This is a genomic window from Amycolatopsis sp. 3B14 (assembly GCF_050958625.1).
Classification (GTDB): Bacteria; Actinomycetota; Actinomycetes; order Mycobacteriales; family Pseudonocardiaceae; genus Amycolatopsis_E; species Amycolatopsis_E thermoflava.
The window spans coordinates 37001-63125 of sequence record NZ_JBHZEN010000022.1 but is presented as its reverse complement, the minus strand read 5'-3'; the positions used below and the strand labels follow the sequence as shown (position 1 = coordinate 63125).

The following is a 26125-nucleotide window of genomic DNA, read 5'->3' as shown; positions in this document are numbered from 1 at the left end:
CGCGAGCGGCGCCGAGCCGCGGGCGGCCTGCCGCCGCTGGCCGAAGGGTGTGGCGCCCGACCGCGTCGGAGGTGAGGCGCGCGCTCTCCCCATGCCCAAAAACCGTGCCAGGGCAACGGAAAGCGCGCGCCGCGATCCGTCACTCCACCCAGCGGCTCGGCGCCGCCCGCGGCCTGCCGCCGCTCGCCGCAGGGTGTGGCGCCCGAGCGCGCCGGGGGTGAGGCGCGCGCCCTCCGCATGCCCAAAAACCGTGCCAGGGCAACGGAAAGCGCGCGCCCCGATCCGTCACTCCACCCAGTCGAAGGTCTTCGTCACCGCCTTCTTCCAGTTGTGGTACTGCGCCTCGCGGTGCTGGGCGTCCATCGACGGGTTCCACTCCTTGTCCTGGGCCCAGTTGTTGCGGATGTCGTCCTCGCTCGCCCAGAAACCCACCGCCAGGCCGGCGGCGTAAGCGGCGCCGAGGGCCGTCGTCTCCGCCACCACCGGGCGGATCACCGGGACGTCCAGGATGTCGGCCTGGAACTGCATCAACAGCTCGTTCACGACCATCCCGCCGTCGACCTTCAGCGACTTCAGCGGCACACCCGAGTCCGCGTTCATCGCCTCGATCACCTCGCGCGTCTGGAACGCCGTCGCCTCCAGGACGGCCCGCGCGATGTGCCCCTTGTTCACGTAGCGCGTCAACCCGGCGATCACGCCACGCGCGTCCGACCGCCAGTGCGGCGCGAACAGGCCCGAGAACGCCGGCACGAAGTACGCCCCGCCGTTGTCCTCCACCGTGCGCGCCAGCTCCTCGATCTCGGCAGCGCTGCTGATGATCCCGAGGTTGTCCCGCAGCCACTGCACCAGCGAACCGGTCACCGCGATGGAACCCTCCAGCGCGTAGATCGTGTCGTTCGACCCGATCTTGTAGCAGACCGTCGTGAGGAGGCCGTTCTCCGACATCACCTTCTCCGTGCCCGTGTTCAGCAGCACGAAGTTGCCGGTGCCGTAGGTGTTCTTGGCCTCGCCCGGCGACAGGCACGCCTGCCCGAACGTCGCGGCCTGCTGGTCGCCCAGGATGCCGGCGATCGGCACACCCGACAGCACCCCGCGCGGGCGCACCTTGCCGTACTCCTCGGACGACGAACGGATCTCCGGCAGCATCGACATGGGAATCCCCATGTCCGCCGCGATGTCGGCGTCCCAGCTCAGCGTGTCCAGGTCCATCAGCAGGGTGCGCGACGCGTTCGTCGGGTCCGTCAAGTGCACCCCGCCGTCCGGGCCGCCCGTCATGTTCCACACGGTCCAGGTGTCCATGTTGCCGAACACCAGATCACCGGCCTCCGCGCGTTCCCGCGCGCCCTCGACGTTGTCCAGGATCCACTTGACCTTCGGCCCGGAGAAGTACGTCGCCAGCGGCAGACCCGTCTTCGGCCGGTACCGCTCCTGGCCGCCGCCGAGCTCGCCGAGCTGGTCGACGATCCGGTCGGTGCGGGTGTCCTGCCAGACGATCGCGTTGTAGACCGGCTTGCCCGTCTTCCGGTCCCACACCAGCGCCGTCTCGCGCTGGTTCGTGATGCCCACCGCGGCGATGTCCCCGGCCTGCAGGTCGGCCTTGGCGAGCGCGCCCGCGGTGACCGCGCGCGTGTTCTCCCAGATCTCTTCCGCGTTGTGCTCGACCCAGCCGGCCTGCGGGAAGATCTGCTCGTGCTCCCGCTGGTCGACGGCGACCACCCGCCCGGAGTGGTCGAAGATCATCGCCCTGGTGGACGTCGTGCCCTGGTCAATGGCGGCGACATATGAGGCCATGGGACTCCTCCCGTTGATTTGCCTGCCTTTGGGCTATTCGGATCGCTGCACCTACCGCCCGGACCGGGTCTGGTCCGTCTCGGGCAGGACGTCCCCCTCGGCCCGGGTGCCGTCGCCCGCCTCGCTGTCGGCGGAGCCGGGAACGCGGCCGGGCGGCGGCGTCGGCTCGGCACCCGGCGCCGGCCGGACGGCCAGCACGCTGCCGATGAAGAAGTCGTAGACCAGCACACCGACCACCCCGCCGACGAGCGGTCCGACTATCGGAATCCACCAGTACCAGCTGAACCAGTCCCCGTTGCCCGGGAAGGCCGCGTCCCCCCACCCGGCGACGAACGCCAGCAGCCGGGGCCCGAAGTCGCGGGCCGGGTTGATCGCGTACCCGGCGTTCGTCCCGTAGGTGAGGCCGACCGCGACCACGACCAGGCCGACCACGAACGGGGCGAGGTTGGCCGACGGTGGTTGGTTGCGGGCGTCGATGAGCGCCGCGATGATGGCGACGAGGATCGCCGTCCCGACGATCTGGTCGACCAGCGGCCCCCACACCCCGTCGCCGAAGTACTTCGCTGGGAACGTCGCGAAGATCGAGAACGTGCCCACCGAACCGTCCCGGCCCGTGGGCGGGTTCTGCGACGCGAGGAACGCGTCGATCGCGTCGTGGTACACCCCCAGGACCAGTGCCGCGCCGGCGAACGCGCCGACCACCTGGGCCGCCCAGTAGGGCAGGACCTTCGCCCAGGGGAACTGGCGGCGGACGGCCCAGGCCAGGGTCACCGCCGGATTGATGTGGGCCCCACTCACCCCGCCCGCCACGTAGACGGCGAAGACCACCGCGAGGCCCCAGCCCCACGCGATGATCAGCCAGTTGGCGGGCCCGAAGTCGACGCTTTGCCTGCCCGAACCCGGCAGGCCGACCACGGCCACGGCCACGGATCCGCAACCGAGGATGATGAGGATCGCGGTGCCGAGGAACTCCGCCAGTAGTTCACCCGCCGTGGTCTGCCGCATCCGCGTCCAGGGACGGGCTGTCCGGTCGGTCATGACACACCTCCCAATGCGCGAGACGACGTTGTCCCGAACGTCACATGGTGCTCGCCCGTCGACCGAACGACAAGCGCTTGCGCGGTGAGGACGTGCGGAAACGTGTCATGCTGGGTGGGTGCAGCGGACGTTCACGAGGGAGGGGAACCGGAGTGACTGAGGCGAAGCTGGGGCCGGAGGCGAGGGAGGAGACCTGGCGGCGGCTCGGTGCGGAGACGTTCGACCTCGTGGTGATCGGCGGCGGGGTGGTCGGCGCGGGCACCGCGCTCGACGCGGCCACGCGCGGCCTGCGGGTCGCCCTGGTCGAGGCCCGTGACCTGGCGTCCGGCACGTCGAGCCGGTCGAGCAAGCTCTTCCACGGCGGCCTGCGGTACCTCGAACAGCTGGAGTTCGGCCTCGTCCGCGAGGCGCTGCGCGAGCGCGAGCTGATGCTCACCCGAATCGCGCCGCACCTGGTGAAGCCGGTCAGCTTCCTGTACCCGCTGCAGCACCGCGTCTGGGAACGTCCCTACACCGCGGCCGGCCTGTTCCTGTACGACACGATGGGCGGCGCGCGGTCGGTGCCGGGGCAGAAGCACCTCACCCGTGCGGGCGCACTTCGACTGGTCCCCGCGCTCAAACGCGACGCCCTGATCGGGGGAATCAGGTACTACGACTCGCAGGCCGACGACGCCCGCCACACCATGACCGTCGCCCGCACCGCGGCGCACTACGGCGCCGTGGTCCGGACCAGCACGCAGGTCGTCGGTTTCCTGCGGGAGGCCGACCGGGTGTCCGGCGTGCGCGTGCGCGACGTCGAGGACGGGCGCGAGACGGAGGTCCACGCGAACGCGGTCATCAACTGCACCGGGGTCTGGACCGACGAGCTGCAGCGCCTGTCCGGCAGCCGCGGCCGGTTCCGGGTGCGCGCGAGCAAGGGCGTGCACATCGTGGTTCCGCGTGACCGGATCGTGTCGGAGTCCGGGCTGATCCTGCGTACCGAGAAGTCCGTGTTGTTCGTGATCCCGTGGCGCAACCACTGGATCGTCGGCACGACCGACACCGACTGGCACCTCGACCTGGCGCACCCCGCGGCCACGAAAAACGACATCGACTACATCCTCGAGCACGTCAACTCGGTGCTCGCGACGCCGCTGACGCACGACGACATCGAGGGCGTCTACGCCGGACTGCGGCCGCTGCTGGCCGGGGAGAGCGAGGAGACGTCGAAGCTGTCCCGCGAGCACGCGGTGGCGCGCGTGGCGCCCGGGCTGGTCGCGATCGCGGGCGGCAAGTACACGACGTACCGGGTGATGGCAGCGGACGCGGTCGACGCCGCGGCGCCCGACCTGCCCGGCCGGCTGCAGCCGTCCATCACCGACAAGGTGCCGCTGCTCGGCGCCGACGGCTACCACGCGCTGGTCAACCAGGCCGACCACCTCGCCGCGCAGCACGGCTTGCACCCGTACCGGGTCCGGCACCTGCTCGACCGGTACGGCTCGCTCGTGCACGAGGTGCTGGCGCTCGGCGACGGCAAGCCGGAGCTGCTGCGGCCGATCGAGCACGCCCCGGACTACCTCGGGGTCGAGGCGGTGTACGCGGCCAGCCACGAGGGCGCGCTGCACCTGGAGGACGTCCTCGCGCGGCGCACTCGCATCTCGATCGAGTACCCGCACCGCGGCGTGGACTGCGCCGAGGGGGTGGCTCGGATGGTCGCCGACGTGCTGGGCTGGTCCGAGGAGACGGTGCGGCGCGAGGTCGAGGTGTACACCGCGAGGGTGGCCGCGGAGCGGGACTCGCAGACGCAGCCGAGCGACGAGGCAGCCGACAAGCGGCGGTCGAGCGCGCCGGAGGCGCGGGCCCTGTTGACCGCGCCGGTGGGGTGAGCTTTCGCGGCTGAGGTGCACCGCTGGGGCACCTGCCGCTGAGCCCCGGCCCGGCGTGGCTGGACTGGGCTGGGCGTGCGGCTGAGCGGTGGGGCGCGGATGACGAGCATGGCCGGGCGTTGGGGCTGCGGCTTGCTGTGGGAGGCCCGGGCGCCGCTGGTTGGTGAGGGTTCGTGGTCGTGCCGCGAGTGCGGCGCGTGCGTGCGGGCGTGTGGCCGTGGGCAGGTTGGCGGCTGTGGTTCGCGGCCTCGCCGCGATGGGGCTGGTGGCTGCTTGGTGGGGTTCGTGGTTGTGCTGCGAGTGCGGCGCGTGCGTGCGGGCGTGTGGCCGTGGGCAGGTTGGCGGCTGTGGTCCGCGGCCTCGCCGTGATAGGGCTGGTGGCTGGTTGGTGGGGGTTCGTGGTCGTGCTGCGAGTGCGGCCCGTGTGCGGGCGTGTGCCCCCCGGGCAGGTTGGCGGCTGTGCTTCGCGGCCTCGCCGCGACGGGGGCTGGTGGCTGCTTGGTGGGGGTGGGCGCGCGGCATGCGTGGCGTGTGCGTGCGGTCACGTCGGGTGGGTGCGCTGGGGGCTGTGGCTCGCGGCCTCGCGTGATGGGGCTTGCCGGCCGCTTGGTGGCACGCGCGCGATCGCGCGAGGGGCGCGGCGGGCGGTGGCCCGCGTGGCCTTGCCGCGAACGGGCCGAGTAGGGGCGCTTGGTGGCGGGCGCGCGATGGCTGCGGGCCGCGGGCAGGGCGGCTGCGGCGGTAGCTCGTGGCGCGGCCCCGAGCAGGGCCGCGGCCTGGATCGCTGCCGGGGCTTGCCCGCCGCTTGCTGGAAGGCGTGCGGGCGTGCCGTGCCGAGTCGCGGGGCGGCGGGGCGCGAGCGTGCCGAGGCCCGGGGCCGTGGCCGCGGCCTGTCGCGGGGTGGGGGCCTGCCGCGTCGCAGCCTGAGCGGGCCGCGGCCTGCCGCGAGCTGGGCTTGCCCGCCGCGTGCGACAGGCGTGTGGGGCGCGCTGTGGCTGCGCGGCGGTAACTTGCGTCGCGGGGTGGGGGCCTGCCGCGTCGCAGCTCGAGCGGGCCGCGGCCTGCCGCGAGCTGGGCTTGCCCGCCGCGTGCGGCAGGCGTGCGGGGCGCGCTGTGCCTGCGTGGCGGTGACCTGCGTCGCGGATCGAGCGGGCGTGAACGAGAGGTCTGTCAGGCTTCGCCGGCGAGGTTGGCTGCCGCGAAGCTTCCGGTTCCCGTCGCGCGCTCGTGCAGGACCACCGTGTCGCCGGCGAGCAGGGCCTTGCACGTCAGCCGGTTGCCGATCGGGTGCGACAGGGGCGCTATCAACAGCACCCGCTGCGGTCCGTCGGCGTTCGGTTGCGTCGTGCGGGCCATCTCCTCGTACACGTCCCGGTAGCAGACCAGGTTCGTGCCGTCGCCGGAGAACATCGTCTCGATCGAGCGCGGCAGCGGGGTCTCCTCGTCCCGCCGCGCGGCTCGCGCGACGCGGGACGTCACCAGCGGGCCTTCCGGGTCAGTGGTCAGCACGTGGTCGACCTCGAGCAGCTCCAGCAAATCGGAACGACCCTCGTCGATGTGCACCACGCGAGCCCCGAGCAACTGGGAGGCGAACTGCAGGAGAATTGTTTCCGGCGCGTTTCCGCCGGTAATTGCGACCAGCTGCCCGGGGACGATCCCCTCGGATTTCAAAGTCGCATGCAGCCGCCGTAATGTGTCAAAGGTCTCCCGATACGTCATCGACCGGCCACGATGGGCGAAAGCGATCTGGTCGCCGCCATCTAACAGCACGTCGAGGATGCGGGTCAGAAAGACGCTGGACTCGCCCACGTTCCCCCCGTTCAGCGCTGAATCGGAATCTGAATCCAGATCACCACAACCCGCGACGGCGCGCGAGGAATTGTGTCAGCGAGCACAAGAGGACTGGGCCACATCCGGCTACGGACGCCGGACCGCCAGCCCGAGCGCGCCCGCCGCGAACCGGGCGACCGCGGCCACGGCGTCCCGCTCGGCCACCTCGTCGTCCGGAGAGGTCCAGACCTCGATGGTCCCGTCCGTGCCGAGCACGACCTCGCCCAGCATCGCGCCGGTGCGCGGCTCCGCGATCACCCACGCGTAGCTCTCGTCCCGCGCCCACTCGCGCGCCCGCCGCGCGACGTACTGACTCGGCGCGGTCACCCCGGCCGCGGTCAGCGCAGGGCGGTCGTCCAGCTGGTCGTCGGACCGCAGCTGCCGCAGGTAGTACCGTCCCGCGTTGATCTCCACCGGCTCCATCAGCGCCGCCAGCTCAGCACGACCGCCATCACCACCGGCACCAGCAGCACCACCCACATGCCGCGGGTCAGCACGAACGCCGCCACCGCCGCGATCACCAGCAGCGGAAGCAGCCCGAGCCCGACCCTCCGCGCGGGCGGCCGGGCGGGCACAGGCCGGTCGAGCACCCGTGGCCGGGGCGCGGGCAGGTCGGCGAACAGCGGCACCAGGTCCGACCGGGTCCGGGCCGCGGCGACCTGCGCCGAGCGCCGCCCGAACTCGTCGATGTCCAGCCTGCCGGTGCGGACGTGCTCGGACAGGGCGTCCATGGCCTCCGTGCGCTCGGCGTCGGACAGCCGCAGGTCCGGCTCGTCGCTCACCGGCGCCGGTCCCGCCGGTCGTAGGCGCCGTGCCGGTCCCGCTCCCAGTCCTTGCCCCAGAACGCGCTGGCCGCCGCGGTGAACACGAACGGCAGGGCGATCCACCACCAGACACCGGTGATGATCGACAACGAGACCGCCGCGACCCACAGGAACGGCACCGCGGCCGCCGCCACCCGTTGCGACGTCGGGCGCTCGGTCCACTGCGGCGGCCGGTCCGGCTTCTTCTCCACCGCCTTCGCCTGCCGCGGCTGCTCGAACACCGGGTGCGGCGCGGGCAGGTCCGCGAACAGCTCGGCGAGGTCCCGCCGCGTGCGGGCGGCGGTGACCTTCGCCGAACGGTCGCCGTACTCGTCGAGGTCCAGGCGCCCGGCACTCAGGTGCTCGCCGAGAGCCTTCAGCGCGGACTCCCGGTCGTTGTCGCCGATGCGCAGATCGGGCGAGGGAACCTCGGTCACCCCGTCAGATTAGTCCTTGATTTCGAGCAGGGAAGCGCCTTGCGTGACAGCGGCGCCGACCTCGACGGAAAGTCCGGTCACGGTGCCCGACTTGTGGGCGGTGACCGGGTTCTCCATCTTCATCGCCTCGAGCACCACGAGCAGCTCGCCCGCCTCGACCTGCTGGCCGTCCTCGACCGCGACCTTGACGATGGTGCCCTGCATCGGCGCGGCCACGGTGTCACCGCTCGCCGCGGCCTTCGTGCCACCGCCCCGCTTGCGCGGCTTGGCCTTCGCGGCGCCGCCGCCCTTGCCGCCGCCGCTCGCCAGCGCGAGGTCACCGGGCAGCGACACCTCCAGGCGACGCCCGCCGACCTCGACGACCACCGTCTGACGCGGCTCGGCGTCCTCCTCGGCCTCCGCGGCCGCGGTGAACGGCTCGATCTGGTTGTCGAACTCGGTTTCGATCCAGCGGGTGTGCACCGAGAAGCCGTCCTCGTCGCCGACGAACGCCGGGTCGCGCACGATGACGCGGTGGAACGGCAGGACCGTCGCCATGCCCTCGACGACCATCTCGTCCAGCGCGCGGCGGCTGCGCTCCAGCGCGTTCTGCCGGTCGGTGCCGGTGACGATGACCTTGGCCAGCATCGAGTCGAACTGGCCGCCGATCACGCTGCCGGTGACCACGCCGGAGTCGACGCGCACGCCGGGCCCCTCGGGGAAGACCAGCTTGGTGACGGTGCCCGGCGCGGGCAGGAAGTTGCGCCCGGCGTCCTCGCCGTTGATGCGGAACTCGATGGAGTGGCCGCGCGGCTCGGGGTCTTCGGTGAACCGCAGCTTCTCGCCCTGTGCGATGCGGAACATCTCGCGCACCAGGTCGACGCCCGCGGTCTCCTCGGACACCGGGTGCTCGACCTGCAGGCGGGTGTTGACCTCCAGGAACGAGATCGTCCCGTCCAGGCCGACCAGGTACTCGACCGTGCCGGCGCCGGAGTAGCCGGCCTCCTTGCAGATCGCCTTGGCCGACTCGTGGATCGTGCGGCGCTGCTCGTCGGTGAGGAACGGCGCGGGCGCCTCCTCGACCAGCTTCTGGTGGCGGCGCTGCAGCGAGCAGTCCCGGGTGCCGACGACCACCACGTTGCCGTGCAGGTCGGCCAGCACCTGCGCCTCGACGTGGCGCGGCTTGTCGAGGTATCGCTCGACGAAGCACTCGCCGCGGCCGAACGCGGCGACCGCCTCGCGGGTGGCCGACTCGAACAGCTCGGGGATCTCCTCCTTGGTGCGCGCGACCTTCAGGCCGCGGCCGCCACCACCGAAGGCCGCCTTGATCGCGACGGGCAGGCCGTGCTCGTCGGCGAAGGCGATGATCTCCTCGGCGCCTCCCACCGGGTCCTTGGTGCCCGGGACCAGCGGGGCACCGGCCTTGAGCGCGATGTGCCGCGCGGTGACCTTGTCGCCGAGGTCGCGGATCGCCTGCGGGCTCGGCCCGATCCAGGTCAGGCCCGCGTCGATGACCGCCTGCGCGAAGTCGGCGTTCTCGGAGAGGAAGCCGTAGCCGGGGTGGACGGAGTCGGCGCCGGAGCGCTTGGCCACGTCGATGAGCTTGTCGATGACGAGGTAGCTCTCCGCGGCCGTGGTGCCGCCGAGGGCGAACGCCTCGTCGGCGAGCTGGACGTGCGGCGCGTCCCGGTCGGGCTCGGCGTACACCGCGACACTCGCGAGCCCGGCGTCCTTGGCCGCTCTGATGACGCGGACCGCGATTTCACCCCGGTTGGCGACGAGGATCTTCGTCACCGGTCCGCCCTGGGTCGCGCTGGCCTGCTCGGGCACGCCCTTACCTCCATCTGGTCCTTCACGCAATCCCCCCGGAGCGTCGCGCGGCGCTTCCGCGGGCCTTTCCCGGAGTTTACGGTGGAGTAGTCGTGCTGCGGTGAGACCCGGCTCACGCTTACCCTGAAGGGGAAAGGGGTGGGCACGTGGGCAGGGGACGCGCGCCTCGATCGGTTGTCGTGACCGCGGTCGTGGCAGCCGTCGTGGCGTTGTCGGCGCTGGTCACCGTGCGGTTGCTGCGCGAGGACGGGGCGAGTGCGCAGGCGCCGGTCGGAGGCGCCGGGAGCACCGCGGTGACAGCGGGCGCGGACTGCGGCGAGGGCCCCTGCCAGGTGGTGGCGCGGGCGACCGTGGACGGCAAGCCGGTCGAGCTGCTCGCCGATTCCCAGGGCGGCAACGGGCGATTTCAGGCGGGCGCGAACGCGATCGAGGTGACAGTGACCGCGCTGGGCGGGCGCCTGGACGCGAACTCGTTGTCCTGCGTGAGCGGCGCGGTGTCGGCCTGCCTGGTGCACGCGCGGCAGGAAGGCGCTTCGATCGCGCAACTGCTCGTCGACCGGGCCGGGACCTGGCGCTCGGTGGACAAGCCCTACTACTCCAGCGGCGGGGTCGTGCGCCTGGACGACGTCACCGGCGACACCGCGCCCGAGGTGGTGGTCGTGCAGACGTCGCCGGTGCTGGCGCGGGTGTTCGCGCTCGACGGCAGCGCACTGGGCTGCACCCGGCGCTACACCTCGGTCAGCCAACTGCGTGGCTGGCCCGAGGTGCAGCTCAACCCGGGCGACCTGCGCGCCTGCGGCTAGGCGTGCGCCGGCTGCGGGGTGTCGAGCAGGGGCGCCGCGGTGGGGGAGTTCAGGACCTCGTCGTCGAGGAGGCCTTCCGTGCGCGCGATCCATGTCGGGATCGCGATCTGGCCCGCCACGTTCGTCGCCGTGCGCATCATGTCCAGGATCGGGTCGATGCCGTAGATCACGGCGATCCCGGTGGCGATCACCTCGGGCGGCAGGTTCAGCGTGCTCAGCGTCAGCGTGAGCATCGTGAACCAGCCGGTCACCCCGGCGGTGGCGATCGCGCCGAACACCGCGACCACGACGATCAGCAGGTAGTCGCCGAAGGACAGCGAGATGCCGAACAGGTTCGCGATGAAGATCGTCGCCACCGCGGGGTAAACCGCGGCGCAACCGTCCATTTTGGTCGTCGTGCCGAGCGGGACCGCGAAGCTCGCGTAGCCGGGGTCGACGCCCAGGTTCACCGCGGTCTGGCGGCTCAGCGGCAGCGTCGCGCCGGACGAGCGGGACACGAACGCGAACTGCAGCGCCGTCCACGACTTGCGGAAGAACACCGCCGGGCTCACCTTGCCGACGAACCGCAGCAGCAGCGGGTACACGCCGAACAGCACCAGCAGCGTGCCCGCGTAGACGGCGACGATCAGCGACAGCAGCGGCCGCACGAACTGGTCGCCGTAGGTGGCGAACGCGTTGCCGATCAGGCCGAGCACACCCAGCGGCGCGAGGCGGATGATCCAGCCCAGCACCTTCTGCACGATGTCGAACACCGCGCGGTTGAAGTTCACGAACGGCTCGGCGCGGTCGCCCAGCGCGTACGCGGCGAGGCCGACGGCCAGCGACACGAGCACGACCTGGAGGATCTCGCCGTCGGCGACGGCCTCGAACAGGTTGCTCGGCACCAGGTTGTTGATCAGGTCAAGCCACGAGCCCTGGTCGCGCGAGGCGAGCTTCTCCACGGTCGAGGGCTGGGGCTGCAGCGAGACGCCGCTGCCCGGGTTCACGATCTTGCCGATGACGATGCCGATGAGCACCGCGATCAGCGAGGTCGTCGCGAACCACAGCACCGTCTTGCCGCCCAGCCGGGCCGCGGTGCGGGCGCCGCCGAGGCCGCGCAGGCTCACGATGCCCAGCACGATGGCGGTGAAGACCAGCGGCAGGACGGTGACCTGCAGCAGGTTCGTGAAGATCGACCCGATCGTGTCGAGGGTCGTGACGAGCCAGTCCTGGCCGGTCTGCTTCGCGAGGACGCCGAGCAGGGCGCCCACGACGAGGGCGACGACCACGATCAGGCCGAAGACCTTGGGTTTTGTGTAGGTCCGTAACAGGGACACGAGTTCGCTCCGGGGCGTGAAAGTCACTGGTTGTGCCGCGTGTGGTCAACACGTGGCGTCACCGGACTCTTCCCCATGCCCCCTTCGTGTGGGGGAGTTCTCAGGATGTGGGAGACCAGAGGTCGGTCACGTTGACCCCGACCTCGGCGAGCAGCCGCCGGGTCAGCGGCAGGCTGATCCCGATCACGCTGGACGGGTCACCGTCGATGCCCTCCACGAACCACCCGCCGAGCCCGTCGAGCGTGAACGCCCCGGCCACTCGCAGCGGCTCGCCGGTGCCGACGTAGGCGTCGATCTCGGCCTCGGACGGCGACGCGAACCGCACCCGCGTGGTCTGGGTGCCGACGGCCTGCTCGACCTTCTCGCCGCCCTTGACCAGCAGCACCGCGTGGCCGGTCAGCAGGTCGCCGGTGCCGCCCGCCATCTGGGCCCAGCGCTTGCGCGCGGTCTCCGCGTCGCCCGGCTTGCCGAGCATCTCGCCGTTGAACGAGAGCATCGAGTCGCAGCCGACGACCACCGCGTCCGCGTGCGTGCGGGCGACCTCGGCCAGCACGGCCTCGGCCTTCGCGAGCGCGAGGGCGGTGACGAGCTCTTCGCGCGACGGGTCGGTCAGGGCCGCGGCCACGGCGTCCTCGTCGACGCCGGAGACCACGACACTCGGTTCGATGCCCGCGGCGCGGAGCACCGCCAGGCGCGCGGGGGACTGTGAGGCCAGAACGAAGTGCACGTCGGGAGGGTATCCGTCAGGCCCGCGTGGCGGCTGGGGCGGGCGCGGGCCGCGGAGCCGGGCGGCGCATGGCGGCCGCCGCGATGATCCCCAGCAACAGCACGGCCACCGGCAGCAACAACGTCTCGCGCGCCGCGTCCGTGAGCGCTTGCGGGGAGTTCCCGCCGCTGCTCGCCATGCCCGCGCTGATCCGGGCCTGCAGCAGCACGCCGCACGCCGCGCTGCCGAGCACGCCGCCGACCTGACGGGCCGTGTTGAAGATGCCCGACGCGGTGCCTGCCAGCCGCGGCTCGACCGAGCTCATCGTCACGTTGCTCATCGGCGCGAACACCGAGCCGATGCCCACCCCGCACAGCAACAGGCCGGGGAAGGTCACCCACCAGGTGCTCGTCTCGCGCGCCATCAACGCGATCAGCCCCAGGCCGGCGACGAGCGCGACGATCCCGAAGATCACCAGGTACTTCGGGTTCGTCCGGTCCGACAGGCGGCCGATGAACGGCGCGATGATCCCGGACAGCAGCGACATCGGCGCCGTGACCAGCCCGGCCTCGGTGGGGGAGAGCAGCAGCACGTCCTGCACGTAGATCACCAGCGGCAGGAACATCGCGGTCATCGAGAAGCCGATCGTGACGGCCGTCAGCGTGCCCGCGGAGAAGTTGCGGTTGGCGAACACCCGCAGCGGCAGCAGCGGCTCCCGGCGGTTGTAGCGCTGCCACACCACGAACCCGGCCAGCAGCAGCACCCCGGCGGCGATCACCTCGGCCACGTTGACCGGGCCGGCGACCGTGCCCCAGTCGTAGTGCTGCCCGTTCTGCAGCCCGAAGACCAGCAGCGACAGCCCGGCGACCGACAGCACGATGCCGGGCAGGTCGAAGGAGTGCGAGTTGCGCGGCTGCCAGTCCGGCACCAGCAGCGCCGCGAGCACCAGGCCCACCACGCCGACGGGCACGTTGACGAAGAAGATCCACTCCCAGCCCAGCTGGTCGACCAGCACGCCGCCGAGCAGCGGCCCGGCGATCGTGGCCAGGCCGGCCACCCCGCCCCACATGCCCATCGCCGGGCCGCGCTTGGCAGGCGGGAACAGGTGCGTGATGAACGCCAGCGTCTGCGGCGTCATCAGCGCGGCGCCCAGCCCCTGCACGGCGCGCGCCGCGATCAGCATCTCGGCGGTGCCGGACAGGCCGCACCACAGCGACGCGAGCGTGAACACCGCGAGCCCGGCCAGGTACAGGCGCTTCGGCCCGAAACGGTCGCCGAGCCTGCTGGTGAACAGCATCGGCACGGCGTAGGTGAGCAGGTAGACGCTCATGACCCAGACGATGGCGTTGAGGTCGGTGTTCAGGCCCTTCACCATCGACGGGATCGCGATGGACACGATCGTGGTGTCCAGCAGGATCATGAAGAACCCGATGCACAGCGCGATCAGCGCCGCCCACGGGTTAGCTCGCTCGGTCATCGGATCTGTCCTCAGTGGATTCGACAGGGACCGCGTGGAGGCGGTCCGGGTGGCAGTCGCCCGTCCAGTCGAGACGGCCGCTGGTGATGTCGTCCACCAGCTGCCGGGTCCACTCCAGTTCGAAGCGAACCTGCGCGGTCGTGTAGCGCCAGTCGACCCAGTGGATCGCGGGCACCTCGTCGACCAGCCTGCGCGTGATGACCTCCTGCGCCGCGGCCTTCGCCTCCAGGTGCAGCAGGCGCATCTGCAACTGCTCCAACGCGGCTTCGCGGCCGAGGTCGTCCATCGCGCCGAGGCCGCTGAGGAACTCGGGGTGCTCGTTGGCGATCGTGCCGAGCATCGTCTTGGCGCGGTCGACGAACGCGTCCCGGCCCTGTTCGGTCAGCGCGTAGACGGTGCGCTCCGGGCGACGGCCGGCGCGCTGGGTCTCGACGATCTTGATATGTCCGGCGGCCAGCAGGCGGTCGACCGTGTGGTACAGCGAGCCCGCCTTCACCGCGACCCGGTTGTCCAGGTGGCGGTCGCGCATCAGCTGGGTCATTTCGTACGGGTGCATCGGCCGCTCGTGCAGCAGTTCCAGTACGGCCATCGCCATCGGAGTCAGTTTCGGGGAAGCCATGATCGCTCCAGTCCGGTTATTCCATGTGGACTATATGGTGTGGAAGTCTGGTTGGGCAAGCGGGGCCTGGTCCGCGGAGATGCGTGCGTGCCGGATGAAGCCCGACAGCTGCCCGCGCACGCCGCCGAAGCGGCGGGGACGCTCCTGGACCGCGTGCGGGCTTTCCTCGCGTCGGTGCCTTAGCGGCGGGGTCAGTGCGCGGCTTCGTCCCGGACGGCGGCGATGTGGTTGCCGATCAGCGCCTGCAGGGGCTCGGCGTCGCCGTCGGCGAGCAGGTCGCAGATGCGCTCGTGCTCGGCCAGGATGATCGGCGGGCGCACCGTGTTGTCCCGCAGCGCGGTGTTGACCATCCGCAGCTGGCGGTCGCGCAGGCCGGAGTAGAACTCGGCGAGCAGGGCGTTGCCCGCGGCCTCGACGAGCGTCGCGTGGAACTCGCGGTCGAGTTGGGTGAAGCGGGCGGTGTGCTCGGGCATCGACACGGCGCGCTGCTCGTCGAGCACGGCGCGCATCTTCGTGGCGACCTCGCGGTGCGTCCCGGCGGCGATGATCTTCGCGGCCGCGTGTCGCTCCAGGAAGATCCGGGCCTCGGCGATGTCGTGCACCTCGTTCGGCGACACGGGGACGACCAGCGCGCCGCGCTTCGGGTAGAGCCGGAGCAGACCTTCGGCGGACAGCCGCAGGAACGCCTCGCGGACCGGGGTGCGGGACAGCTCCAGCGCCTCGGCGACCTCGCCCTCGCTGATCAGCCGTCCGCCTTCGAGGCGGCCGTCCAGGATGCGGTCCTTGGTCCACTGGTAGGCCCGGTCGCCGGCCGCCTGTGAGCGGTCCCTCGTTGACATGCGCGCATCGTAGCCAGGAGGCTGATAGATACAAGATAGATGCAACAGGAGGTGATCCGGTGGCCGCGGGCAGGGCTTGGCTGATGTGGGGGCTGGGGGCGCTGTGCTACCTGACTGCGTTGTTCCACCGGATGAGCCTCTCGGTCGCCGGTCTCACCGCCCAGGAGCGGTTCTCGATCGACGCGACCGGGCTGGCCGCGTTCTCCGTGGTGCAGCTCGTGCTCTACGCGCTGCTGCAGGTGCCCGTCGGCGCGGCCGCCGACCGCTTCGGGCCGCGGCGCCTGCTGGCGCTCGGGATGGCGCTGATGGCCGCGGGGTCGATCGTGTTCGCGCTGGCCACGGCCTACCCAGCCGCGATGGCGGGCCGCGCGCTGATCGGCGCCGGTGACGCGTTCCTGTTCGTCAACGTGCTGCGGCTCGCGCACAACTGGTTCCCCGGCCGCCGGTACGCGCTGGTCGCGGCGCTCACCGGGATGATCGGCGGGCTCGGCCAGCTGATCGCGACCGCGCCGCTGGCCGCACTGCTCACCGGGTTCGGGTGGACGCCCGCGTTCCTGGTGGCCGGCGTGATCACGGCCGTGCTGCTGGTCGCGGTCGGCGTCGCGCTGCGGGACGGCCCGTCGGTGGCGGTGCGCGAGGAGCCGCGGGAACCGTTGCGGGTGAGCCTTCGGCACGCGTGGCGCAACCGCGGGACGCGGCACGCGATGTGGACGCACTTCACGTTGATGGGCGCGTTCGTCACGTTCACCGCGGTGCTCGGGCAGCCGTACCTGGTGCACGCGCAGGGCCGCACCCCGGCGGCGGCGAGTGCGCTGCTGACCGTGGTGGTGGGCGGGTTCGTGCTGGCCGGGACGTTCGCCGGGCAGCTGGCGTCCCGGCGGCCCGGCGTGCGCGGACCGATGGTGGCCTGGGCCGCGGTGGTGAGCGTCGCGTGCTGGGCGGTGCTGGTCGTGGTGCCCGGACCGCTGCCGGTGGCCGTGCTCGGGCCGGTGCTGTTCCTGATCGGCGCGGCGGGCGCGGTGAGCATGCTCGCCTTCGACCTGGCGCGCTCGGCCAACCACGGGCACCAGGCCGGGGTGGCGAGCGGAGTGGCCAACATGGGCGGATTCACCTTCGCGGTGGTCGCCGAGCTGGGGGCCGGCCTGCTGCTGGACGAACTGCTGCGGCATGGGGTGGCCGGGCCGCTGGCCTACCGGCTGTCGTTCCTGGTCGCGCTGGCGATGGGACTGACAGGCACCGTGCGGCTGCTGACCCTGCACAAGCACGCCGGAGTGCGTCCGCGCGAGCTGGAGCTGGCCGCTTAGCCGCAGGCTCTGCGCCGGTGGGCGGGCCCACCGGCGCAGAACGGAAACTCAGCGCGGCCAGGCCGAAGCCCGCCACGCGCCGGAACCCGGCTGCGGCAACGGCCGCCGCACCAGGGCGGCGCGGTCCGCCCAGAACGAGGTCCGCTCCGGCTTCTCCGGCTCCTCGCCCGGCGCGGACGCGGCCGCCGCCACTACGGCGGTCAGCGCCGCCAGCTCGGCCTCGCTCGGGTCGCCGCGCACGATGCGCAGCAACGGCCGGGCGGGCGGGGTTTCCTCGGACTCGCTCATCGCTCCCCCTTACAGCGGGATGTTGCCGTGCTTCTTGGGCGGCAGCGTCTCGCGCTTGTCACGCAGCATGGACAGCGCGCGGGCCACGTGGCCGCGCGTGTGCGACGGCACGATCACCGAGTCGACGTAGCCGCGCTCGGCCGCCTCGTACGGGTTGAGCAGCGTGTCCTCGTACTCCTGGATCAGCTCGGCCCGCAGCGCCTCGACGTCCTTGCCCTCCTCGGCGGCCTTGGCGAGCGTCTTGCGGTGCACGATGTTCGCCGCGCCCTGGGCGCCCATCACCGCGACCTGCGCGGTCGGCCACGCCAGGTTGATGTCCGCGCCGAGGTGCTTGGAGCCCATGACGTCGTAGGCGCCGCCGTAGGCCTTGCGCGTGATGACCGTGACCAGCGGGACCGTCGCCTCGGCGTAGGCGTAGATCAGCTTCGCGCCGCGACGGATGATGCCGTTCCACTCCTGGTCGGTGCCCGGCAGGAAGCCCGGCACGTCCACGAACGTCAGCACCGGCACGTTGAACGCGTCGCAGGTCCGCACGAACCGCGCCGCCTTCTCGGAGGCGTCGATGTCGAGGCAGCCGGCGAACTGCGTCGGCTGGTTGGCGACCACGCCGACCGCGTGCCCGTCGACCCGGCCGAACCCGACGATCACGTTCGGCGCGAACAGCTCCTGGACCTCCAGGAACTCGCCGTCGTCGAGCACGCGGGTGATGACCTCGTGCATGTCGTAGGGCTGGTTCGGCGAGTCCGGGATCAGGGTGTCCAGCTCGAGGTCGGACTCGGTGACGCCGTCGGCGATCGACCCGTCGGTCGGCTCCGGCGAGTCGAACACCGGCGGCTCGGACAGGTTGTTCGACGGCAGGAAGGACAGCAGCTCCTTGACGTAGGCGATCGCGTCCTCCTCGTCGGTGCCGAGGTAGTGCGCGTTGCCCGACTTGGTGTTGTGCGTCCGGGCGCCGCCCAGCTCCTCGAACGTCACCTCTTCGCCGGTCACCGTCTTCACGACGTCCGGACCGGTGATGAACATGTGCGAGGTCTGGTCGACCATCACGATGAAGTCGGTGAGCGCGGGGGAGTAGACGTGCCCGCCCGCGTTGGCGCCCATGATGAGCGAGATCTGCGGGACGACGCCGGAGGCCTTCACGTTGCGGGTGAAGATCTCGCCGTACAGGCCGAGCGAGACCACGCCCTCCTGGATGCGCGCGCCGCCGCCCTCGTTGATGCCGATGATCGGGCGGCCGGTCTTGATGGCCAGGTCCATCACCTTGACGATCTTCTCGCCGTAGACCTCGCCGAGCGAACCGCCGAACACGGTCACGTCCTGGCTGAACACGCACACCGGGCGGCCGTCGATGGTGCCGTACCCGGTCACCACGCCGTCGCCGTACGGGCGGTTCTTCTCCTGCCCGAAGTTGGTCGACCGGTGCCGTGCCAGTTCGTCGAGCTCGACGAACGAGCCGGGATCGAGCAGCAGGTCGATCCGCTCGCGGGCGGTCTTCTTGCCCTTCGCGTGCTGACGCTCCACGGCACGGGCGGACCCGGCGTGCACCGCCTCGTCGTTCCGGCGGTACAGGTCGGCCAGCTTCCCGGCCGTGGTGTGGATGTCCGGCTCCTCCGCCGGAGGCGTCCCGATCGGCTCCGTCGCGCTGCTCATGACGGGAGCCTATCTACTGCGCAAGGGGCGCGTGTGTGGCGTGAACCTCACCTGGCGAACCGCGACCACGCGTCGAGCAGCCGCCGGGCCGATCCGCCGACCGGCCCGACCGCGTCGGCCAGGGTCTGCGCGTCCGGCAGCTGAGCCGAGTCGATCGCCGCCACCGCCTGCGCGGCGTCCGAAATGGTCGACGAGCAGACCGACAGCAGGTAGTCCGGCACGGTCAGGGCCGGGTCGGTCACCCCGACCACGGGCGTGCCGACCGCGGTGACCAGCGGGAACACCGTGCCCGGGATGCCGATGGCGGCTTCGGCGCGGGCCGCGGCCTGCACGGACGCGACGTCGCTGATCTCGTACCGGTCCCACAGCGTGCGGTCCTCACGCGGGTGCAGGCCGACGAGGATCCGCTTGCCTGCCGCCGCGAGTTTCTCCGCCGACGCGAGCAGCAGTTCGGTGCCGGGCGCCGCGGAACCGGTGCCGTCCGGGTGGGTGACGCTGGTGAGCACCAGGACGAGACCCGGCTCCGGCTTGCGCTCGGGCAGGCCGTCGGTCTGCGGCGAGCCGACGACCTCGATGCGTCGGCGCGTGCCGAGGTAGGCGCCGAACGCGCGGGCCTCGGCCGGGGAGGACGAGGTGACCAGCCGCGGGTGCAGCTCCTTCGCACGCGCGGCCCGGACCGGCTGCTGGTAGGCGAGCGAACTGGCGACGAGCGGCAGCTTCCGGAAGCGGGCCGCGCAGTCGGCGGGCCAGTCCCCGGCTCCGGTGACGACGAGCAGGTCCGCCCGCGGCGCGGTGTCCGGCGTCGCGACCGGCACCGGGTCGCCGGGGGTGATCTGGCTGAGGTCAGGTACCAGCTGCGTCAGCCGCCAGCCGCGCCGCGCGGCCTCGGCCAGCAGCGGTTTGACGTGGTAGGTGCCCCACGGCTCGTTGGTCGCGATCAACACACGCGGCGCATGCGAAGCGGCCGCGGTCCCACCCCCGAGGGCGGCGAGCGCGAGGCCACCACCGAGCACCGCGCGCCGGGTCACCGGATTCGTCATGATCGACAAGCTAGGCCGCGCGGACGGCGGGCGGGTGAACAGCGAGCGAACGCTGTCGCTGCTCGCTGCGCTCCGGCACTTCAGTTTCGTGACGTTGCCGAGGTCGAGGCGGCCTTGAACACGAGGCGCAGCCCGCGCCGGCCGGGACAGTTCCCACCGCAGCAGCTCGAACCGCAGCCGGGGCCCCGCGCTCCGCCGCGAAGCGGAGCACGTGCACCGCGAACTCGAGCACGTGCACCGGGAACCAGGTGGCCAGCTCGCCGGGCTCGGTCAGTGCCCGCCAGACCTTCTCCGGCGGGTGCTTCAAGTGGCGCTCGAAGACGAGCGCGGCGAGGCCGTCCGGCTGACGGCGCAGTTCACCGAGATCGGTCACCGCACCTTCTCCTCGTAGCGCTTGGTCAGCAGGGCCGTGCGCTCCTCGGGCCACGGGCAGCGGATCTCGCCGAAGGTGGCGGCGAAGAACAGCTCCAGGTGGGTGTGCCAGGCGGCCAGCAGCTCGGCCCGCAGGTGCTGCAGCGCGAACGGGACCGTCTGCGTGAGTTCGATCCGGGTGCCCAGTTCGGCGGCCGCGACGATCTCGAACCGGACCCGGCCCGCGGGCGCGCCGTCGTGCAGCCACTCGTACTCCAGCACGTGCGGCGCGGACGCGGTGACGATCTTCCCCGCGGGCACGTAGCCGTTGGTGGCGCGCAGTGGCGGCGGGCCGCCGGGTTCGACCGGGGAGTCCTCGGTGAGCAGCTGCCAGATCTCGGCGCCGGGCTTCCAGACCAGATCACGGGCGAACCGCAACTCGTACCCGGCGGCCGATTCGTGCACCGAGCCGTCGCCGAGGCCGAACTGGTCGATGTAGTGCTCCATCGCGGGTAGCCAGTCCGGCGGCGGGGGCGCGTCGGCGCCGTTCAGCCGCGCGGTCAGTGCGCCGAGGCAGGTGTCCCAGCCGATCGCGTTCCGTCCGGCGGCCAGCCGCCCGATGTCGCCGCCGCCGATCGTCTGGGTGAACACCAGCAGGCAGCCGTCGCCGTCCGGCACCAGCTCGAACCGCAGCACGTCGAGGTTCCAGCTGAAGGCGAACACCTTCGGCGGGCCGAATTCGAGGACCTCGCCGGTGCCGCCGTCGTCGACGGGCGCGTCGCCGGGGAAGACGAACCGGATCGGCGCGCCGATCCGCGCCTCGGTTTCGACGCGCGCCGGGAACCAGTGCGCCAGCTCGGCCGGGTCGGTGACGGCTCGCCAGACCTTCTCGGGCCGGTGCCGCAGCCGCCGTTCGAAGCGCAGCACGGGTTTTCCGGCGATGGTGCGGAATTCGGTCACCTCGGGTCCTCCATCGAGTCCAGGTGGCGTTCGAGGGCGTCCAGGCTTGCGTTCCACATGCGCCGGTAGGGCGCCAGCCAGGCGTCGATCTCGGCGAGCGGCTCCGGGCGCAACCGGTACCAGCGGCGTTGCGCGTCCTGCCGGACCTCCACCAGCCCGGCTTCGCGGAGCACCTTGAGGTGCTTGGACACCGCGGGCTGGGTGAGGCGCAGGCGCTCCACGAGGTCCCCGACCGGGCGCTCCGACGTGCGGAGCAGGTCGAGGATCTCGCGCCGCCGCGGCTCGGCGAGGACCTCGAACGTTGATGCCATATGAGGAATATAACCGCCGAGGAATATAAGTCAAGCTGTCACATCGGTGTGCCGCGGGCACGTTGAAGTGCCTTCTTCCGCGGCTGCGCCGGCCGGGACAAGATCGGCTCATGAGCGAAGAACTCCTCGACCTCGTCGGTGGCCGCCAGTTCGGCACGCTGGCCACGATCCGCCGCGACGGCAGGCCGCAACTGTCCACAGTGGTCTACGGCTGGTACCCGGCGGAGAAGCTGATCCGGATCAGCTCGACCGCGGACCGCGCGAAGGTGTGGAACCTGCGCCGGGACCCGCGCGCGGTGCTGCACGTCGCGGCGCCGGACGGGTTGGCGTACGCGGTCGTGGAGGGCGACGTCGACGTGTCGCCGGTCAGCGCTGAGCCGGGGGACGCGACCGGACGGGAAATGGCCGAGCTCGCCTCGCGGTTCGAGGATCCGTACGCCGATCTCGACCGCTTCTACCAGCGGATGGTCGACGAGCGGCGCGTGGTGATCCGCCTCCCGGTGTCCCGCGTGTACGGTCTCCCGCCCGGCGCGCTTCCCGTGCCGGACTAGAGCCCGAGGCCGCGCAGCAGGATGTCGAACCCCTGTCGGAACTCCTCCTCCGGCGGGATCGACCGGGCCTGCGCGGCGGTTTCGGACAGGATCGGGAACTCCTCCGGCGGCAGGTCGGCCAGCGCGGCGGTGCCCGCGCCGGACAGCGCTCCGAAGTGTTCCACCTGCAACGCGCCGAACACGTAACCCACGATCGTCCGGAACGCGATCGCCCGGCGCTTGCCGGTGAGGCCCGCGTCCGTCAGGACGGTCAGCATCGTCTCGCCCCAGCGGATCGAACTGGGCACGCGGTGGCGGTGCATCAGCAGCAACGGCACCACCGCCGGGTGCCGCGAAACCGCGATCCGGACCCGGTCGGCCAGCACGCTCAACCGCTCCGCGGCCGAACCGCGCGGCACCGTCACGTCGATCGCCTGCAGCACCAGGTCGACCACCAGGCCTTCGAGCTCGTCGCGGTCGGACACGTAGCGGTAGAGCGACATCGTGCCCATGCCGAGCTCCTTGGCGACCGTGCGCATCGACAGCGCGTCGAGCCCCTCGCGGTCGAGCACGGCCAGTGCCGCGGTGGCGATCTGCGTGGTGGTCAACGAGCGGGGTCGTGGCATGGCGTTTGACAGCGTACAGCATACGCGCATACGTTCGTAGGCGTACACCACACGCTTACGAAGGAGTCCACCATGCGTGATTTCGAACTGGACGCGGTCGGCGGCGAGCGCGTCCGTGTTCCCGACCCGGAACGCCTGGTCCACCTGCAGTTCCGGCGCTTCGCCGGCTGCCCGATCTGCAACCTGCACCTCCGCTCGGTCGTGCAGCGGCACGCCGAGATCGAAGCCGCCGGCATCCGCGAGGTGGTCTTCTTCCACTCGCCCGCCGACGAGCTGCGCGGCTACGACCTGCCGTTCGCCGTCGTCGCCGACCCGGACAAGCGGTACTACCGCGAGTTCGGCGTCGAGTCCGGCCGCCGCGCGCTGCTGCACCCGCGGACGTGGGGCGCGATCCTGCGGGGCTCGGCCCTGACGCTGCTCGGCAAGTACCGCCCGCCCGCGGTCCGGCAGGAGGGCGGACGGCTCGGGCTGCCCGCGGATTTCCTGATCGACCCCGGCGGCCGCGTGGTGGCGCGGAAGTACGGCGAGCACGCCTACGACCAGTGGTCGGTCGACGAGCTGCTGGCCCTCGCGCGGACGGCGGTCGTCCGGTGAAGCACGGGCTGATGCTGTTCACGGATTCCTTCGGCAGCGGCGCTTCCTCGGCGGAGGTGTTCGGCTGGGCGCTCGGCTACGCGGCGGAGGCCGAGCTCGCCGGGTGGGACGAGGTGTGGACCACTGAGCACCACTTCACCAGCGCCGTGCACACCCCGTCGGCGGTGGCGATGGCGGCGTTCCTGCTCGGGCGCACCGGTCTCGGCGTCGGCACCGCGGTCGCGGTGCTGCCTAACCACCACCCGGTCGCGCTGGCCGAGCAGGCCGCGCTGCTGCACCACGTCGGCGACGGGCGGTTCACACTCGGCGTCGGGCGCGGCCAGCCCCGCGTGGACCTGGAGGTCTTCGGCGACGGGCTCGCCGGGTACCGCGACATCTCGGGACGGCTCGCCCAGTTGTCGGAAGCCTTGCGCACCGGCGAGTTCGACGACTTCCGGATCGTGCCGGACGTGCCGGGGCGGTCGCCGCTCGCGTTGTCCGCGGCCTCGGTGCCGACCGCGCGGCTGGCCGGCCAGTTGGGGTTGCCGATCATCCTCGGACCGTTCGTCGGCATCGCCGACAAGCGCGCGATGATCGAGGCGCAGACGGAGGCGGCGGCTGAGCACGGGCACTGGATCGACCCGGCCGACAACGTCGATTCGAGCTACTTCGCGATCGCCGACACCTCCGACGCGGCACAGGAGTCGCTGGTCGACGGGCTGCGGGCGATGCTGCTGCGCGGCGCGCCGGGCGCGCGGTGGCTGGTCGCGCAGCCGGAGATGACGGCCGACCGCGCGGATGCGATGGCGCGGCAGCTCGTGCGCAACGTGATCGCCGGCGACCCGGACGAGTGCGCGCGGCAGTTGCGTGAGCGGGAGGAGCTGCTCGGCGCGGGCCGGATCATTCTGATGCCCGAGGGAGCGGGCTCGGCCGGTGCGGTGCTGCGCACGGTGCGGCGGGCGGGCGCCGAAGTCTTCACAGGGGCTCGCTGCTCGGCTTGAATCGGACGATGAGCACAGGTGGCTTGTCGAAAGCCCGGCTGGGGCGGCTCCACGACGTGATGGCCGGTTACGTCGAACGCGGCGAGGTCCCCGGGGTGATCACGCTCGTCGAGCGCCACGGGGAAGCGCACGTGGACGTGCTCGGCTCGGTCGCGTTCGGCGGCCCCGCGTTGAGCCGGGACAGCCTGTTCCGCATCAGCTCGATGACCAAACCCATCGCCGCGGCGGCCGCGATGGCGCTCGTCGAGCAGTGCCGGCTCCGGCTCGGCGAGCCACTGGACGAACTGCTGCCGGAGCTGGCGAGCAGGCGGGTGCTCGCGAGGATCGACGGGCCGCTCGACGAGACGGTGCCCGCCGAGCGGGCCATCACGCTGCGGGACCTGCTCACGTTCCGGATGGGGTTCGGCCAGCTGTACCTGCCGGAGGAGCCGCCGATCGTGCGGGCGGCGAACGAGGCGGGCATCGGGATGGGCCCGCCGAGGCCGTCGGAGATGCCGGGGCCGGACGAGTGGATGCGGCGTCTCGGCTCGTTGCCGCTGATGTGCCCGCCCGGCGGCCGCTGGCTGTACAACACGGGTTCGGACGTGCTGGGCGTGCTGCTGGCGCGGGTGGGCGGTTCGCTGGAGGAGGTGCTGCGCGAGACCGTGCTGGACCCGCTGGGGATGGACGACACGCGGTTCACCGCGGACGCCGGCCGTCTGGTCACCGCGTACGGGGGTGACCTGACGGTCTACGACCCGCCGGACGGCGAGTGGTCCCGCCCGCCCAGCTTCCCGTCCGCGGCGGCCGGCCTCGTGTCCACAGTGGACGACCTGTTGCGCTTCGGCCGGATGATGCTCCACTTCGGACGTTGTGGCAGCGGGCGGGTGCTGGCGCGGCCCACGGTCGAGGCGATGGTCACCGACCAGCTCACGCCGGGGGACAAGGCGGTGTCCGGCTTCTACCCCGGCTACTTCGACACGCGCGGCTGGGGCTTCGGCCTGTCGATGACCACCGCGCGCGACGACATCGCGTCGGTGCCCGGCCGCTTCGGCTGGGACGGCGGGCTCGGCACGTCGTGGTTCTCCGATCCGAAGGAGGACCTGGTCGGGATCCTGCTGACGCAGAAGGCCGGGTTCCCGCAGTACAACAACCTGTACCTGGACTTCTGGACCTCGGTGTACCAGTCAATCGCGGATTAGCGCGGCCTCCTCGTCGGGGGTGAGCCCGGCCTTGCGCGGGCGGTCCAGGCCGCGGGCGCGTTCCTCGTCGAGGGCCGCGAGCACGGTGTCGGCGAGCGGGCGGATCTCCAGCCCGGCCGCCTGCGCCGCCGACGCGTCGTGCGCGGCGAGGCCGTGGTGGCTCGCCGGCAGCCACAGCGGCAGCGACTTCGGGCCGAACCACGGCTGGACGCCCGCTGCGGTCAGGGTTTCCTCGGCGACCGGGACCAGTTCGGTGCCGGGCGGGGCGACGAGGTCGGCGATCTCCTCCAGCACGGGGCCGAGCGGAGCGACCGGGCTGACCGCGTCGAAGGCGCCGGTGAGGCGCTGCTCGCCCGCCGTCACGATCCACGCCGCGAGGTCGCGGACGTCGACGTGCTGGAACGGCTGCTTCGGGGTGTCCGGCACCACCACGCGGCCGCCGCGGCTGAAGCGGGCCGGCCAGTAGCCGAAGCGGTCCATGTAGTCACCCGGGCCGGTGATCTGCCCCGGCCGCACGATGAACAGCCGGTCACCCAGGGCGTCCCGCGCCGCGTGCTCGCAGGCGACCTGCACGCCGCCGTAGACCTCGGGCGTCATCTCGGCCAGGTCGATCCGGTCGCGTTCGATCGGTTCGTGCTGCGGGGATTCCGCGGTCTGGCCGAGCGTCGCGGTGTCCGCGTAGGTGTTGATCGTGGAGACGTACGTCCAGTGCCGGGCGGTGATGGTGCGCAACGCGTCCCGGACCCAGCGCAGCCCGGTGTACGCGATGTCGACTACCGCGTCGAAGCGCTCGCCCGCCAGTACGTCGATGGAGCCCGGCTCGTCCCGGTCGACACGCACGTGCCGCGCGCCCTCCGGCACGCTCCCCGACACGCCGCGCGCCGCGCACACGACCTCGTGCCCGCGCCGGACCGCTTCGGCCGCAACGGTTTTCGAGAGGAACGACGTCCCGCCCAGTACCAGCACCCGCATGTGAT

At 71.9% G+C, this 26125-nt stretch carries 27 protein-coding genes; 7 read left to right on the top strand and 20 right to left on the bottom strand.

Features of this window, described 5'->3' with window-relative positions; translation table 11 throughout:
• Positions 1-285 precede the first annotated feature (285 nt).
• Positions 286-1791, bottom strand: a complete 1506-nt coding sequence (gene glpK / locus ACCP09_RS12860; protein ID WP_431908521.1) for a glycerol kinase GlpK — start codon at positions 1789-1791, stop codon at positions 286-288.
• Between the two features lie 51 nt (positions 1792-1842).
• Positions 1843-2829, bottom strand: a complete 987-nt coding sequence (locus tag ACCP09_RS12855; protein ID WP_051362810.1) for an MIP/aquaporin family protein — start codon at positions 2827-2829, stop codon at positions 1843-1845.
• Positions 2830-2981: 152 nt separating this feature from the next.
• Here ACCP09_RS12855 and ACCP09_RS12850 point away from each other — a divergent pair, with 152 nt between their 5' ends.
• Positions 2982-4694, top strand: coding sequence for a glycerol-3-phosphate dehydrogenase/oxidase (locus tag ACCP09_RS12850; protein WP_027932483.1), 1713 nt, complete (start codon positions 2982-2984; stop codon positions 4692-4694).
• A 1170-nt stretch (positions 4695-5864) separates the two neighbouring features.
• Here ACCP09_RS12850 and ACCP09_RS12845 read toward each other — a convergent pair.
• The 5 genes from ACCP09_RS12845 to ACCP09_RS12825 form a co-directional block, all read right to left on the bottom strand.
• Complete coding sequence (locus ACCP09_RS12845) at positions 5865-6503, bottom strand: AMP-binding protein (RefSeq protein WP_378336844.1); 639 nt, start codon at positions 6501-6503, stop codon at positions 5865-5867.
• Positions 6504-6611: 108 nt separating this feature from the next.
• A complete protein-coding gene (locus ACCP09_RS12840) occupies positions 6612-6947 on the bottom strand; it encodes a hypothetical protein (protein WP_027932481.1) in 336 nt (111 codons plus the stop codon).
• The gene (locus ACCP09_RS12835) at positions 6947-7306 is read right to left on the bottom strand and encodes a DUF1707 SHOCT-like domain-containing protein (protein ID WP_400990008.1); all 360 of its coding nucleotides are present in this window, start codon (positions 7304-7306) and stop codon (positions 6947-6949) included. Before ACCP09_RS12835 ends, ACCP09_RS12840 begins: the two co-directional genes overlap by 1 nt.
• Positions 7303-7764: a DUF1707 SHOCT-like domain-containing protein gene (locus ACCP09_RS12830; protein ID WP_433746090.1), complete on the bottom strand. Its 462-nt coding sequence runs from the start codon at positions 7762-7764 to the stop codon at positions 7303-7305. Before ACCP09_RS12830 ends, ACCP09_RS12835 begins: the two co-directional genes overlap by 4 nt.
• Positions 7765-7773: 9 nt before the next feature.
• Positions 7774-9573 (bottom strand): acetyl/propionyl/methylcrotonyl-CoA carboxylase subunit alpha, encoded by a 1800-nt coding sequence (locus ACCP09_RS12825; protein ID WP_027932478.1) that lies wholly within the window; start codon positions 9571-9573, stop codon positions 7774-7776.
• A gap of 179 nt (positions 9574-9752) precedes the next feature.
• Between ACCP09_RS12825 and ACCP09_RS12820 the strand changes: the two genes are divergently transcribed.
• Entirely contained in the window at positions 9753-10376 is a 624-nt protein-coding gene (locus ACCP09_RS12820; protein WP_051362809.1) for a hypothetical protein, read from the top strand.
• On the opposite strand, the gene ACCP09_RS12815 is transcribed toward ACCP09_RS12820, so the two are convergent.
• The 5 genes from ACCP09_RS12815 to ACCP09_RS12795 form a co-directional block, all read right to left on the bottom strand.
• Positions 10373-11692, bottom strand: coding sequence for a dicarboxylate/amino acid:cation symporter (locus ACCP09_RS12815; protein ID WP_433746086.1), 1320 nt, complete (start codon positions 11690-11692; stop codon positions 10373-10375). The genes ACCP09_RS12820 and ACCP09_RS12815 overlap by 4 nt on opposite strands.
• A 100-nt stretch (positions 11693-11792) precedes the next feature.
• Positions 11793-12419: a Maf family protein gene (locus ACCP09_RS12810; protein ID WP_433746083.1), complete on the bottom strand. Its 627-nt coding sequence runs from the start codon at positions 12417-12419 to the stop codon at positions 11793-11795.
• Between the two features lie 16 nt (positions 12420-12435).
• A complete protein-coding gene (locus ACCP09_RS12805) occupies positions 12436-13875 on the bottom strand; it encodes an MFS transporter (RefSeq protein WP_433746081.1) in 1440 nt (479 codons plus the stop codon).
• Entirely contained in the window at positions 13859-14494 is a 636-nt protein-coding gene (locus ACCP09_RS12800) for a PadR family transcriptional regulator (protein WP_433746078.1), read from the bottom strand. Before ACCP09_RS12800 ends, ACCP09_RS12805 begins: the two co-directional genes overlap by 17 nt.
• Before the next feature lie 191 nt (positions 14495-14685).
• Entirely contained in the window at positions 14686-15333 is a 648-nt protein-coding gene (locus tag ACCP09_RS12795; RefSeq protein WP_027932471.1) for a GntR family transcriptional regulator, read from the bottom strand.
• Positions 15334-15392: 59 nt separating this feature from the next.
• Here ACCP09_RS12795 and ACCP09_RS12790 point away from each other — a divergent pair, with 59 nt between their 5' ends.
• Positions 15393-16637: an MFS transporter gene (locus ACCP09_RS12790; RefSeq protein WP_400990013.1), complete on the top strand. Its 1245-nt coding sequence runs from the start codon at positions 15393-15395 to the stop codon at positions 16635-16637.
• A gap of 48 nt (positions 16638-16685) precedes the next feature.
• Here ACCP09_RS12790 and ACCP09_RS12785 read toward each other — a convergent pair whose 3' ends face one another.
• Genes ACCP09_RS12785 through ACCP09_RS12760 form a run of 6 tightly spaced genes read right to left on the bottom strand, consistent with a single transcriptional unit; the run spans position 16686 to position 21237 of the window.
• Positions 16686-16925: an acyl-CoA carboxylase epsilon subunit gene (locus ACCP09_RS12785; RefSeq protein WP_027932469.1), complete on the bottom strand. Its 240-nt coding sequence runs from the start codon at positions 16923-16925 to the stop codon at positions 16686-16688.
• 9 nt (positions 16926-16934) lie between these two features.
• A complete protein-coding gene (locus ACCP09_RS12780; RefSeq protein WP_017986835.1) occupies positions 16935-18575 on the bottom strand; it encodes an acyl-CoA carboxylase subunit beta in 1641 nt (546 codons plus the stop codon).
• Positions 18576-18622: 47 nt separating this feature from the next.
• The gene (locus ACCP09_RS12775) at positions 18623-19615 is read right to left on the bottom strand and encodes a hypothetical protein (RefSeq protein ID WP_433746073.1); all 993 of its coding nucleotides are present in this window, start codon (positions 19613-19615) and stop codon (positions 18623-18625) included.
• Between the two features lie 10 nt (positions 19616-19625).
• Positions 19626-19988, bottom strand: coding sequence for an SRPBCC domain-containing protein (locus ACCP09_RS12770; RefSeq protein WP_433746070.1), 363 nt, complete (start codon positions 19986-19988; stop codon positions 19626-19628).
• Positions 19985-20926 (bottom strand): SRPBCC family protein, encoded by a 942-nt coding sequence (locus ACCP09_RS12765; RefSeq protein ID WP_433746068.1) that lies wholly within the window; start codon positions 20924-20926, stop codon positions 19985-19987. Before ACCP09_RS12765 ends, ACCP09_RS12770 begins: the two co-directional genes overlap by 4 nt.
• A complete protein-coding gene (locus ACCP09_RS12760; RefSeq protein ID WP_017986838.1) occupies positions 20923-21237 on the bottom strand; it encodes an ArsR/SmtB family transcription factor in 315 nt (104 codons plus the stop codon). The genes ACCP09_RS12765 and ACCP09_RS12760 overlap by 4 nt, the downstream gene beginning before the upstream one ends.
• Before the next feature lie 110 nt (positions 21238-21347).
• Between ACCP09_RS12760 and ACCP09_RS12755 the strand changes: the two genes are divergently transcribed.
• Positions 21348-21788 (top strand): PPOX class F420-dependent oxidoreductase, encoded by a 441-nt coding sequence (locus tag ACCP09_RS12755; RefSeq protein ID WP_378336856.1) that lies wholly within the window; start codon positions 21348-21350, stop codon positions 21786-21788.
• On the opposite strand, the gene ACCP09_RS12750 is transcribed toward ACCP09_RS12755, so the two are convergent.
• On the bottom strand, positions 21785-22393 hold the full coding sequence (locus ACCP09_RS12750) for a TetR/AcrR family transcriptional regulator (protein ID WP_027932464.1): 609 nt from the start codon (positions 22391-22393) through the stop codon (positions 21785-21787). The two genes, ACCP09_RS12755 and ACCP09_RS12750, sit on opposite strands and share 4 nt — an antisense overlap.
• 72 nt (positions 22394-22465) lie before the next feature.
• Between ACCP09_RS12750 and ACCP09_RS12745 the strand changes: the two genes are divergently transcribed.
• Genes ACCP09_RS12745 through ACCP09_RS12735 form a run of 3 tightly spaced genes read left to right on the top strand, consistent with a single transcriptional unit; the run spans position 22466 to position 25148 of the window.
• Positions 22466-22987, top strand: coding sequence for a peroxiredoxin-like family protein (locus ACCP09_RS12745; protein ID WP_433746063.1), 522 nt, complete (start codon positions 22466-22468; stop codon positions 22985-22987).
• 11 nt (positions 22988-22998) lie between these two features.
• A complete protein-coding gene (locus tag ACCP09_RS12740) occupies positions 22999-23967 on the top strand; it encodes an LLM class flavin-dependent oxidoreductase (RefSeq protein ID WP_433746060.1) in 969 nt (322 codons plus the stop codon).
• An 8-nt stretch (positions 23968-23975) separates the two neighbouring features.
• On the top strand, positions 23976-25148 hold the full coding sequence (locus ACCP09_RS12735; RefSeq protein ID WP_433746057.1) for a serine hydrolase domain-containing protein: 1173 nt from the start codon (positions 23976-23978) through the stop codon (positions 25146-25148).
• Here ACCP09_RS12735 and ACCP09_RS12730 read toward each other — a convergent pair.
• Complete coding sequence (locus tag ACCP09_RS12730) at positions 25134-26120, bottom strand: NAD-dependent epimerase/dehydratase family protein (protein WP_433746054.1); 987 nt, start codon at positions 26118-26120, stop codon at positions 25134-25136. The two genes, ACCP09_RS12735 and ACCP09_RS12730, sit on opposite strands and share 15 nt — an antisense overlap.
• Positions 26121-26125: the final 5 nt, after the last annotated feature.

Excerpts from the sequence above, each read along its gene's own strand:
- glpK (WP_431908521.1), bottom strand. The coding sequence starts at position 1,791 with ATGGCCTCATATGTCGCCGCCATTGACCAGGGCACGACGTCCACCAGG.
- ACCP09_RS12795 (WP_027932471.1), bottom strand. The coding sequence starts at position 15,333 with ATGTCAACGAGGGACCGCTCACAGGCGGCCGGCGACCGGGCCTACCAG.
- ACCP09_RS12735 (WP_433746057.1), top strand. The coding sequence starts at position 23,976 with ATGAGCACAGGTGGCTTGTCGAAAGCCCGGCTGGGGCGGCTCCACGAC.
- ACCP09_RS12755 (WP_378336856.1), top strand. The coding sequence starts at position 21,348 with ATGAGCGAAGAACTCCTCGACCTCGTCGGTGGCCGCCAGTTCGGCACG.
- ACCP09_RS12855 (WP_051362810.1), bottom strand. The coding sequence starts at position 2,829 with ATGACCGACCGGACAGCCCGTCCCTGGACGCGGATGCGGCAGACCACG.
- ACCP09_RS12750 (WP_027932464.1), bottom strand. The coding sequence starts at position 22,393 with ATGCCACGACCCCGCTCGTTGACCACCACGCAGATCGCCACCGCGGCA.
- ACCP09_RS12740 (WP_433746060.1), top strand. The coding sequence starts at position 22,999 with ATGCTGTTCACGGATTCCTTCGGCAGCGGCGCTTCCTCGGCGGAGGTG.
- ACCP09_RS12775 (WP_433746073.1), bottom strand. The coding sequence starts at position 19,615 with ATGACGAATCCGGTGACCCGGCGCGCGGTGCTCGGTGGTGGCCTCGCG.
- ACCP09_RS12760 (WP_017986838.1), bottom strand. The coding sequence starts at position 21,237 with ATGGCATCAACGTTCGAGGTCCTCGCCGAGCCGCGGCGGCGCGAGATC.
- ACCP09_RS12745 (WP_433746063.1), top strand. The coding sequence starts at position 22,466 with ATGCGTGATTTCGAACTGGACGCGGTCGGCGGCGAGCGCGTCCGTGTT.
- ACCP09_RS12805 (WP_433746081.1), bottom strand. The coding sequence starts at position 13,875 with ATGACCGAGCGAGCTAACCCGTGGGCGGCGCTGATCGCGCTGTGCATC.
- ACCP09_RS12730 (WP_433746054.1), bottom strand. The coding sequence starts at position 26,120 with ATGCGGGTGCTGGTACTGGGCGGGACGTCGTTCCTCTCGAAAACCGTT.
- ACCP09_RS12780 (WP_017986835.1), bottom strand. The coding sequence starts at position 18,575 with ATGAGCAGCGCGACGGAGCCGATCGGGACGCCTCCGGCGGAGGAGCCG.
- ACCP09_RS12800 (WP_433746078.1), bottom strand. The coding sequence starts at position 14,494 with ATGGCTTCCCCGAAACTGACTCCGATGGCGATGGCCGTACTGGAACTG.
- ACCP09_RS12840 (WP_027932481.1), bottom strand. The coding sequence starts at position 6,947 with ATGGAGCCGGTGGAGATCAACGCGGGACGGTACTACCTGCGGCAGCTG.
- ACCP09_RS12785 (WP_027932469.1), bottom strand. The coding sequence starts at position 16,925 with ATGAGCGAGTCCGAGGAAACCCCGCCCGCCCGGCCGTTGCTGCGCATC.